The sequence below is a fragment of the Bacillus litorisediminis genome, from assembly GCF_022808645.1.
Lineage (GTDB): Bacteria > Bacillota > Bacilli > Bacillales > JC228 > Bacillus_BF > Bacillus_BF litorisediminis.
The window spans coordinates 1-10,632 of sequence record NZ_JAKZKT010000075.1 but is presented as its reverse complement, the minus strand read 5'-3'; the positions used below and the strand labels follow the sequence as shown (position 1 = coordinate 10,632).

The window sequence follows — 10,632 nt, the reverse complement described above, 5'->3', positions numbered from 1 at the left end:
AAAGGGATATTGGAGAATATCAGCTAGTGAAACGCTTCAGAAAGCAATTAAAAACAAAACGCTCAAAAAATGGGGGTTAAAAGATTTAAACCACTTATATGAGCGTCGATACTTAAGCTATTGAACCGCCGTATACCGAACGGTACGTACGGTGGTGTGAGAGGTCGGCGCGGTGACGCGCCTCCTACTCGATTTTAAAAATGTTTTCTATACCATTCACCTGCTGCCATTACTTCGGTATGGGTTAAAGAGTGACCGTGATGTTCCCAGTGGATTTCAACATTGGCGCCCGCGTTTTCAAACAATGATTGTAAGTCGATTGATTCTTGAGGAGGACAAATTGGATCATTCTGACCAGCACCGATAAACACTGGAACCCCTGAAAGATTTGGCAATTCGATTCCGCGTCTTGGCACCATTGGATGATGCAAGATCGCTCCCTTCAGACTGTTTTCAAAATGGAATAGCAGGCTACCTGCGATGTTAGCTCCATTGGAATAGCCGATTGCCACAATGTTGTTCCGATCAAAACCGTACTGATTAGCGGCTTCGTCAAGAAATTCATGTAATTGTTTAGTACGAAACACCAAATCCTCTTCATCAAAAACTCCTTCTGCTAAACGACGGAAAAAGCGCGGCATCCCATTTTCCAATACTTCGCCGCGAACACTTAATACAGATGCATCCTTATCAATAAGTTCAGCTAGAGGCAGGAGGTCAAACTCATTTCCGCCTGTTCCATGAAGCATTAATAGGGTTGGTTTTGTTTTGTCGGCACCTTCATTAAAAACGTGTTTCATTTGATGTCCTCCTCAAACTTTAGTCTAATTCTCTCACTTTAAATGGAAGCAAAACTTTTTCAATTTTATCCCTCTGTGGCTCATACCAATCCGGAAGCATTAGTTTTTCGCCTAAGGAATCTTGGGGTTCATCCAGCGTGAATCCAGGAGGATCAGTCGCAATTTCAAACAGAATATCTCCATATTCTCTAAAATAAATCGCATTAAAATACTGTCTTGGCTGTACAGGTGTCACCCCGAAGCCGGCACTTTCAACATGAGACTTCCAATCGAGCTGATCCTCATCATTTTTAGCTCGGTATGCAATGTGATGAACAGTACCGGCTCCCATCATTCCTTTTGGTACAGGGGAAAGCTTCATATCAATGATATTGCCAATATCAGCCGTTGCTTGAAACCGTACATACTCTCCGTCTTCTCCTATTTTTTCAAGACCCATCGTCTCTTCCAACAATTTGGCAGTATAAGCTGGACGTGCTGAGAGCAAAGTTGCTCCTCCAAACCCTTTTATCGCCACTTCGGATGTTACTTCTCCGAAGCTCCACTCGCTTTTTTTACCTGGCTCTCTTTCAACGAGTTCCAATTGCAATCCATGAGGATCTTCAAAATTCAGATAATCTTCCCCGAATCGGCTGCTTTTCGTAACTTCAACATTGAATTTTTTTAAACGTTCTTCCCAAAAAGGAAAAGACCCGGTAGGCACAACAAAGGAAGTTACCCCCACTTGACCGCTGCCAATTCTCCCCTTATATGCATTTGGCCAGGGGAAAAAGGTCATAATGGTTCCCGGATTCCCTACTTCATCGCCAAAGTAAAAATGATAGGTTCCGGGATCGTCAAAGTTTATCGTTCTTTTCACTAATCGTAAGCCTAGAACTCCTGCATAAAAATCAACATTTTCTTGAGGATTTCCAACAATAGCAGTTATATGGTGGATCCCTTCAGTGCGTTTTATCATAATTTCTGCTCCTTTTGAAAACTGTATTTTTACTATTAATCTTCCAATAAAACAAAACTTTATTATTTAATACGAAATCGAACAGTTTGAAATTGAAATATTACTGATGGGAAATTACAGTCCTTCAGCATAATATCCCAGTTTCTTGAGCTGGTTAATCACAGCAGCTTTTTCTTCTGTTTCTAACCCTGCAAAAATTTTCTGAAGGGAAGTCGCATGCTTAGGGAAAATTTCGTCCATAAACACTTTTCCTTTCTCGGTTAAAGCCGCGTAGGTAATTCTCCGATCGGTTGCACAAGGCTTGCGCTCAATCAAGTCCTTTTTTTCAAGCTTATCAACGACATAGGTAATGCTGCTGCTGGCTAATAATACCTTATCTCCTATTTTTTGAATAGGCTGGTCACCTTTATGATATAAAAGCTCAAGTACAGCAAATTCGGTTAAGTTCAGGTTATAATTTTTAATATCCTTGACTACTTGATTTTTCACTGCCTCTAGTGCACGATTTAGGACAACAAGTAACTTGAGAGACAGCTCTACATCCTGATTATAAGTTTTATCCATTTCTACCATCCTTTAATTCGGATATCTTGAATACGAGATAATTGTAACGTAAAAATTTTGGAGTGTCAACCTATCCATATTCTGTCTTTGTTGAAACCGTTTATTCACATAAAAAGCTTAAAGAAAAGCTGATTTTCTTTAAGCTCAGAAAACTTATTTCTAATCACTATTTAAAAAATTCTACGTCTTCCTCTAACCACAAATACGGCGGCAATTATAAAAAACGGGAAAAATCGTCTTCTTCCGAAACGAGAACGAAGAAAAAGGCCTCTTGTTTGATTGGTTCCCTCAAAAATTCCTCTATAGACTCTCCCATTACGGTCAATTACGTCAACAGCTTGTCCATGATATCTCCAAAGCCCCATCTTATAAAACCTCCCTTATCATACATTTTCCTAGGGATTAGATATAACTTGGCCATAATCCCAAATCTTAAAGAGTAAACCAGTTATGTTTTATATGCTCTGTATCAAATTATGCTAAATCCAGTTATTTGAATGGGACAATCTCCCTAGATTATTTAAGTCATTTAAATATCCATATTTGCCTAAGTCCTGCCGAAAATCAGCTTGAGCCGCCAAACAACATAAACCCCGCAAAAAAGCCACTATTTCTGTAACTTTAATAAACAGAAAAGTGGCTTCATTTGTTTAACGTGTATCACCTAAAAAGGCTAAGAATCATCCCGTCAACAGGTCCTCTTTAGGTAATTTATATTTAATTTTGATGATCTTATTTTTAGTTAGTGAGAAGGCAAGGGTTAATGGTCCGATATTGCCAATGAACATAACAAAAATAATAATCAGCTTCCCTAATGACGTAAGAGATCCTGTCACCCCCATTGAAAGACCCACCGTACCGAAGGCAGAAACAACTTCAAATAACAAATGTAAAAATGGGGTATCCCTTTCAGTCAGATTTAGCAAAAACAGGGCAATAAATATAATGAAAGTACTTATCATAGCTATCGCGAGTGACCTGAAAATAATCGCTTTATCTATAGTTCTTCTAAATACTGTAATATCATCCCTGCCTTTTATAAAAGAAATGACTGCTAATACTATGACGAAAAAGGTAGTTAATTTAATACCGCCTCCTGTTGATCCGCTTCCGGCTCCAATAAACATAAGGAGTATCATAAACAGGATAGACGATGTCTCCATACTGCCAATATCAATTGAGTTAAATCCTGCGGTCCTCGGAGAAACTCCCTGAAAAAAAGCACCCAGGATTTTTCCGCTAGCAGACAGATTGCCAAGGGTATTGGGATTATTGTATTCCAACGAAAATATGAGCAAAACTGCAAATAAATTAAAAAGGACGGTTCCGACAATCATGACTTTTGAATGGAGAGATACATTCCTCCATTGCCTTTTTTGAAAAATATCAAGTAAAACCGTAAAACCAATTCCGCCAATAATAAACAGGCTGGAAATAATAAGATTTACAGCAGGATCAGAAACATATCCCATTAGATTATTGGTGAAAATCGAAAAACCTGCATTATTGAACGCTGAAACAGAGTGAAAGATACTGACATAAATTCCATTCCACCATCCAAATTCAGGAACCCAATTTATGGCTAATAGTATAACTGCAATTCCCTCTACGATTAATGAAAATAAGAATAGATGGAGTACGAGCCGGATTACTCCGCCCAAGGTAGTTTGATTTAAAGCCAGCTGGATCAGCATTCTTTCTTTGAAACTTATTTTTTTTCCGAGCAAAATGAAAAATAAAACGGCAAAAGACATGATTCCTAAACCGCCAACTTGGATTAAAAAAAGAATCACAATCTCACCGAATAAAGTGAAGGAACTGCCGGTATCTATCACTGCCAATCCTGTAACAGTGGTAGCTGAAGCAGCAGTAAATAAAGCATCAATCCAAGATATCGAGTGCGTTGTCGCAATTGGCAGCTTTAATAAAAATGTCCCGAGCAAAATAAAACAGAACAAAATAAAAATCAATAATCTTGGAGGATTTACATGCTGATTTAAGAATTTCAAATGATTTCCCTTCTTTCAAATGAGAAAATGGCTAAAATAAACATAAAAAGACCACAGGAAAAAAACCTATGGTCTGATACATTTACACATAGTTCTCATCCTCTCCCACTACGCTTACGAGGTTAGCTGTCGGATTCGGGTCATGGAAGTAACCCTACCTATACAAGGATTCACCCCTTACAGAATGGCATCTGCAAAAAATGGGTCCCCCGCTCCACTTAGGATTAAGCGAAAAAGATTATATGCTGATGCTGATATAATACTCCTCTATATGAATCTTGTAAACAATCTATTTTTAGTTTACATAATCTTATTATGGTAATATTAGAGCTTTTGAGAGATAAATGATTGAATTCCAGGATAAAGTCTTTCCGCATCTCTCATTCCTAATTCATATAACTCAATTAATTTCTTCTGATTTCTCTCCATTCTGCCCACAGAAATGTCTTCGCTAGGCTGAATGATTAACACATTCCCTTTTTCTTTTTCCGACTGTAAATACTTTAAAGTCTCATTGTACAATTCATGCCTTGTTTGTAAAATCTCACCGATTTTAGGATGCTGCTTGCTTATATATTTCAAAATCCTGATAAATTTACTTCTTTTCTTTCGATAATGCGGCGGTTTGGTCATAATTACGACATTCTTGGTATTTCCGTCTGCCTGGGCTTTCCTGATCGGAATCGGATCAATAATACCTCCATCCAGCAGGTATCTATAATTATATTCTACACTTGGTGCAAGGAATGGCAATGAACTCGATGCACGCATTATCGTCAGCATATGTTCACCATGTTCAGTCTTGCTGAAATAGACTGGTTCTCCGGTATCACAATCAGTTGTGCCAATTACAAAATGTTCTTCGGCCTTTAAAAACGCATCGTAATCAAAAGGTACCAATTTATTGGGAATATCATCAAAAATAAAGTCCATCCCAAACATCTCTTTTTTTTGTATCCAGTTACGAAACGAAACATAGCGAGGGTCACTCGCTAATTCAATATTAACCTTCCAGTTTCGTCCCTTTTGCCTTGATAAATAAGAAGCAGCCATACCTGCTCCTGCTGACACGCCGATTACATACGGAAAATAGAGATCTTTTTCCATAAAATACTCAAGAACACCTGCTGTATAAACGCCCCGTAAACCCCCGCCCTCTAATACAAGTCCTATCTTTTCCATAGTATCTCCCTATTCCGTCTTCTAAATATTAATTGAACTTTGAAACCAATTTCCTTATAAAACGTAAAATAAACCAATAAGGAAATGAGGGATGCTAGCATGATTTATGATACGATTAACCAAAAACTAATTGATTATATCAAAATATACACTTTGCTAAAAGAAAAATTAAAGTGGAAGGTTGCTGATCAGCGAACCTTAATGCTAATTGCATCTATGTATGTCGTTAACAAAAAGTCATTTGATTCTGATAGATTTTTTCAAATAAGTGATTATATCAAAAATAATGTTGGTGCTTTTTCCATTTTAAAATCTTACCAGCGATTTACAACTGCAGCTATGCTCGATATTCACTTTGAAAATCCAGAAAAGAAATTCGATGAGCTAATAGAATGGTATGAAGAGTTAGTTAAAGGAGGTTTTAGCAGAGGTACTTTTACTTATATTTCAGCCTTTTCCCTATTAAAAGATGCGAATCCTCAGGGTAACCGTAATGAAAAAATTGAACGGGCGCTGGCAGTATACAAAGGAATGCAAAAAAAGCACTATTTCTTAACCAGTGCAGCTGATTACCCTCTAGCCGTCATGGTTGCCAACCGTAAGGAACCCATTGATGAGCTAATCGATCTCATTGAAGAGTTTTACGATCAATTACATGAAAATGGCTTTAAAAAAGGAAATGATCTGCAATTTCTAAGCCATATCCTTTCATTAGACTATGAAACAAACAGGAACGAATTAGTTAGCCGCTGTATGAAACTATGGGACACCTTTAATCAACTAGGGAGAAAACCAAAGTCCACACATTATCCGGAAATTGGAATGCTGGCGCTTATTGAAGATGGAACTGAACAAATCAAAACGATAGAAACCGTTACAAAGGAGTTAAATACAAATAAGCTATTCAAATGGCATAAGGATATGAATTTTATGATGGCGGTCAACCTCACCTTAAGCGGCAGTTTGGAAGATCCAAGCTTCATGGAAACCAGTTTTCATTCAATCATCGAAGCTATCATCCAAGCCCAGCAAGCAGCCATGATTGCAGCATTTGCAAGCGTAACGGCTGCATCATCCAGCGGGAGTTAATGATTTTAGCGATTATCTACATTGTGGCTGAGCAGAGTCTAATAAAAAACATGAGATTCCAATAAAGAAATCTCATGTTTTTTATAACCCTATTTTTCCGCCAATGCTTTAACAGAAATCGCTCCTGTCTTTTTACTGAGGATGCATTCTTCTATGTCTTCTTTTTTTAGAAAGCCCAAATTAATAGCAGCATGAATTTTTTCTTCATCTGGACGTTTTACAATTTGGATTAAATCTTTCATATTCAGTTCTTCTAGCCTTTCAACCGTTTTCTCTTCATCAAACTGCTCGACGCTTCTGATTAGCCTCTGCAGCTTGTACCCTTCAAGGACGAGCTCACCCTTCTCGTTTTCACCAACCGTCTCATCAAAATAAGCGTGGAAGTACTTTTTCAGGTGATTCATCTGTGCTTCAATTTCTTTCTTGCTTTGATTCAATCTCTCGTATTCTATTAACATTTCTTTAGTTATCTTACTCATGTACAATCCTCCAATCCCAATTTGCGTTAGTTCATTTTATTGAGATTGATAGGAAAATATGCGTCGGTAAAAAAGAATAAGACCACTCGAGTTTAGTACTCAGAGCGGTCTTAGTGTGAAGGGAATTCAATTAACTAAAAAGAAGGCAAATTATCTAAATTGTTTTCTTTAATTCCATCCGGTTCACTTCTTAAGATATCTCTTCCATATTTATGAAAAACATCAACATGGGCTAAGTTCCCTGCTTTCGCTTCTTGAAGAGCTGTGATGTAATCCAATTCCCTGCCAGTATTCGTTTTAAATGCAATCAGGTCCCCATCGTCATTTTTACGCACAGCCACAATTTCTTCTTTGTTACTGTTTGTATTGGCAAATGGTTCTTCAGCTTGTGCCTGTTGTTCTCCCTGATTTTTATACTCTTCATAAATTTGTTCAAAGTTTTTCGATTCCATTAGAAAAAACACCTCCCGAACATATGTTTAGTATGAACAAAACCAGTCGGAAATATGTTTTTTCTTGGTTAAGGCACTGATATTCAATTATGGTCGTCTTTGTTGATGCAGTATCAACTGGGAAACGGACATGGAATCCGTTATCCCTAATAAATAATGGGCATCTAAAAAATTTGAGGACATCAGATCCGTTATTGAAGCATTTTTAAAGGAAATGGCTTTTTTTTGCCTAATAACGGAACCTATGTCCTTTAATTTCGAAAAAGACCTATTTTTTCTTAATTAATGGAACCAGCGTCCGCAAAAAACCTCAATGAATCGGAATTTAAAATTCCTCATGATCTCCGTATTATCTCATCAATAATCCCATATTCCTTTGCCTCTTCGGCAGTCATGTAATAATCCCGGTCTGTATCCTTTGCGACCTTATCGAGCGGTTGCCCAGTTCGTTGTGCAATAATCTGATTGACATGCTCCCGCAATTTTAAGATTCGCTTAGCGGATATCTCAATTTCGGTTGCTTGCCCTCGCGCCCCGCCAAGCGGCTGATGGATCATGATTTCACTATTTGGAAGAGCAAAACGTTTTCCTTTCGTTCCAGCTAAAAGCAGCATTGCCCCAAAGGATGCAGCCATTCCTGTACAAATCGTTCTTACATCAGGCTGTATATATTGCATCGTATCAAAAATGGCGAAGCCGGCACTGGTTGATCCGCCCGGGCTGTTAATGTACAAAGAAATATCTTTTTCAGGATTATCGGCTGCCAGGAATAAAAGCTGGGCCACAATACTATTGGCAACTTGATCGTTAATTTCATCACCTAAAATAATAATTCGGTCCTTTAATAAGCGGGAGTAAATATCATAGGAACGTTCCCCCCGATTTGACTGTTCAATAACATATGGAATGGTACCCATCAGTATTTCCTCCTTTTAAGCTGATTGGCTATGCAGCCATTGAGAGAGTGCTTGAAGGAGAATAAAGAGTCCAATGTTTCTTCATAACAAGCTTTGGTACGTTTGCTTCAGAATCAAACAAGCGGATGAATGGAATCGCTTTTATCAGAATAGATGGATCCTGCGTTTCGATCGTAGTTTTAAAAAGTTCATATATTTGTTCCTGCTCATCCTCATGCCAATAGCTTAGTGCGGAAGATTCATTGTCACTGTCACTTTCCATGTCCTTGGATTCAATCCTTTTCCTTGCCCGATATAACATCGACTTTACCGAAATTTCGGTGGATCCAAAAATCTCTGAGATTTCCTTTATTTGAAAATGAAACCCCTCTTTTAGCAAAAACATTGCTGCCTGCTTGGGTGTTAATTCTTTCATCAAAAATTCAATGACTTCGATGGAAGTTTCTAAAGACTCATGTTTCTTCATAAGTTCTAGCTCATTTAGTTCGGTCAGAGTTTCATATCTCTTTTTACGAACCGTATCTATCCAGTGGTTATATGCCATTTTACGTAACAAAGCAGGACTGATGTTAGAGTTGTATTTATAGCGGTCGAATACTTTGGCTGCCACTTCTTGAGCCAAATCATCTCCATCCCATTGATTTTGAGACAGAAAATGGCAATATTGCTGAAGCTTTGGATAAAGGGCAGCCATTGTTTCCTCCAATTGATGATTGCTATTCTTACTATCCGCTTTTTTTAGTTCATCACGCATGTTTGATCACTCCTTATGCACCTCTCTATTTTATAAACGGTTGAGAGGAGTGAAAAGATATGGGTACATAATTTTTTTATTATCGCTTACAGTTGCCTGATTTTCTCTAAAACCATATCAATAAATTCCTCTTGGGAAAGGTATGTCTCACCGCCACCCTGTATAAAAGAAGAATTGCCTCCACCTTTTCCATTTATAAGAGGAAATACTTCTTTTCCCAATTGTTTTAAATCTAGCTTTCCTTCACTTCCACAAGCACACACCATTTGCAGCTGGTGTTGATTTTTAGCTGTTAAAACAACAATGACTTCACGATTCTTTTCAGCAATGAGCCTCGCCATGTTTTGCAGTTCCTTTAATGGCCGGTTTATAAATGCTTTCGTTATAACAGTATTCCCTGCAACAGATTTTGTTTCTTCTAATAGCTGAATCGCTTCCTGTTGTATAAGGAGTTCCTGAGCCTGTCCTAAGCTTTTTTCTAGTTCTTTATTCTTATCCAGCAGACGCCTGGCCGCTTCTACTGCCTGCCATTCAGAAGCATTTAGAATCTGACTTAATTCATTTAAAACCTTCTGTTTTTTATGTAATTGTTTCAGAACGCGGTTGCCGCAGACAAACTGAACCCTGATTTTTTTCCTCTGTTTTTCCCAATTTAAAATTTTTATCGATCCAACCTGACCCGTGGAACTAGGATGTGTCCCTCCGCAGCCGTTATAATCAAAATCCGGGATAATCACAAGGCGAATCTGGTCAGTTACTGATAATTCTTTTCTTAAACGGTATTTCTTTGCCTCTTCTTCAGTCACCCATTTCGTCTCAATTGGGCGATTTTCTAAAATGATTTGATTAGCCAAATTTTCCGCTTGAAGAGCAATATCTTCTGTTAACTCTGAGGTATCTAAGTCAATCGTTAATACTTCTGTGCCGAGATGAAAACTGACAGTTTTCATGTGGAACAATTCCTCAAATGCAGCGGATAAAATATGCTGCCCTGCATGCTGCTGCATATGATCAAAGCGTCTATCCCAGTCTATTTGACCAATTACCGGCTGAGAAATGTCGGGTATGGGTTTCTCCAGATAGTGACGGATTTCTCCTTCCCTATCTTCCACCGCTGTCACTGGTATATCATTCAGTGTACCAGTATCTAAAGGCTGTCCTCCACCAGTCGGATAAAAGGCCGTTTGCTGTAAAAGAACATACCAGTTTCCCTGTTCATCTTGCTGCTGATTCACAATCTCCGTTTTAAATGACTTTAGGTATGGATCTTGGTAATACAATTTAGTTTCCACTTGGTTTACTCCTCGTATATTAGTAGTAAGAGCTCTTTCTAGTAGAATTTCCAGTTGATCCGGACAACTGGGGATCTATTGGATTCCTATAGGAAAGTGGTTGCCTTTCGGCTCCCTCACTCTTTTTGTTTTGCCC

Annotated in this window: 12 protein-coding genes and 1 riboswitch; of the genes, 1 reads left to right on the top strand and 11 read right to left on the bottom strand. The window is 38.2% G+C overall.

The features are described from left to right. Window positions 1-194: 194 nt before the first annotated feature. From MLE14_RS21140 to MLE14_RS21115, 6 genes are all read right to left on the bottom strand, one after another. Window positions 195-800: an alpha/beta hydrolase gene (locus MLE14_RS21140; protein ID WP_243300391.1), complete on the bottom strand. Its 606-nt coding sequence runs from the start codon at window positions 798-800 to the stop codon at window positions 195-197. A gap of 19 nt (window positions 801-819) precedes the next feature. Next, window positions 820-1,758 carry a ring-cleaving dioxygenase gene (locus tag MLE14_RS21135; protein ID WP_243300390.1) on the bottom strand — a complete coding sequence of 313 codons (939 nt, stop codon included), beginning with the start codon at window positions 1,756-1,758 and terminating at the stop codon, window positions 820-822. Window positions 1,759-1,872: 114 nt separating this feature from the next. Further along, the gene (locus tag MLE14_RS21130; RefSeq protein WP_243300389.1) at window positions 1,873-2,322 is read right to left on the bottom strand and encodes a MarR family winged helix-turn-helix transcriptional regulator; all 450 of its coding nucleotides are present in this window, start codon (window positions 2,320-2,322) and stop codon (window positions 1,873-1,875) included. Window positions 2,323-2,492: 170 nt separating this feature from the next. Further along, window positions 2,493-2,687 carry a hypothetical protein gene (locus tag MLE14_RS21125; protein ID WP_243300388.1) on the bottom strand — a complete coding sequence of 65 codons (195 nt, stop codon included), beginning with the start codon at window positions 2,685-2,687 and terminating at the stop codon, window positions 2,493-2,495. A 315-nt stretch (window positions 2,688-3,002) separates the two neighbouring features. Then, the gene (locus MLE14_RS21120) at window positions 3,003-4,331 is read right to left on the bottom strand and encodes a TrkH family potassium uptake protein (protein ID WP_243300387.1); all 1,329 of its coding nucleotides are present in this window, start codon (window positions 4,329-4,331) and stop codon (window positions 3,003-3,005) included. Between the two features lie 95 nt (window positions 4,332-4,426). Continuing rightward, a riboswitch (cyclic di-AMP (ydaO/yuaA leader) is annotated at window positions 4,427-4,572 on the bottom strand. Between the two features lie 83 nt (window positions 4,573-4,655). After that, window positions 4,656-5,513, bottom strand: coding sequence for a patatin-like phospholipase family protein (locus MLE14_RS21115; RefSeq protein WP_243300386.1), 858 nt, complete (start codon window positions 5,511-5,513; stop codon window positions 4,656-4,658). 99 nt (window positions 5,514-5,612) lie between these two features. Here MLE14_RS21115 and MLE14_RS21110 point away from each other — a divergent pair, with 99 nt between their 5' ends. Continuing rightward, the gene (locus MLE14_RS21110; protein ID WP_243300385.1) at window positions 5,613-6,602 is read left to right on the top strand and encodes a DUF4003 family protein; all 990 of its coding nucleotides are present in this window, start codon (window positions 5,613-5,615) and stop codon (window positions 6,600-6,602) included. A gap of 89 nt (window positions 6,603-6,691) precedes the next feature. Here MLE14_RS21110 and MLE14_RS21105 read toward each other — a convergent pair whose 3' ends face one another. The 5 genes from MLE14_RS21105 to MLE14_RS21085 form a co-directional block, all read right to left on the bottom strand. Next, complete coding sequence (locus MLE14_RS21105) at window positions 6,692-7,081, bottom strand: hypothetical protein (RefSeq protein ID WP_243300384.1); 390 nt, start codon at window positions 7,079-7,081, stop codon at window positions 6,692-6,694. Window positions 7,082-7,215: 134 nt separating this feature from the next. Further along, window positions 7,216-7,533, bottom strand: coding sequence for a DUF3892 domain-containing protein (locus MLE14_RS21100; RefSeq protein WP_243300383.1), 318 nt, complete (start codon window positions 7,531-7,533; stop codon window positions 7,216-7,218). 335 nt (window positions 7,534-7,868) lie between these two features. Next, the gene (clpP, locus tag MLE14_RS21095; RefSeq protein WP_243300382.1) at window positions 7,869-8,450 is read right to left on the bottom strand and encodes an ATP-dependent Clp endopeptidase proteolytic subunit ClpP; all 582 of its coding nucleotides are present in this window, start codon (window positions 8,448-8,450) and stop codon (window positions 7,869-7,871) included. 28 nt (window positions 8,451-8,478) lie between these two features. Further along, a complete protein-coding gene (locus tag MLE14_RS21090; protein ID WP_243300381.1) occupies window positions 8,479-9,204 on the bottom strand; it encodes a sigma-70 family RNA polymerase sigma factor in 726 nt (241 codons plus the stop codon). A gap of 86 nt (window positions 9,205-9,290) precedes the next feature. Beyond that, complete coding sequence (locus MLE14_RS21085) at window positions 9,291-10,496, bottom strand: alanyl-tRNA editing protein (RefSeq protein WP_243300380.1); 1,206 nt, start codon at window positions 10,494-10,496, stop codon at window positions 9,291-9,293. Between the last annotated feature and the right edge of the window lie 136 nt (window positions 10,497-10,632).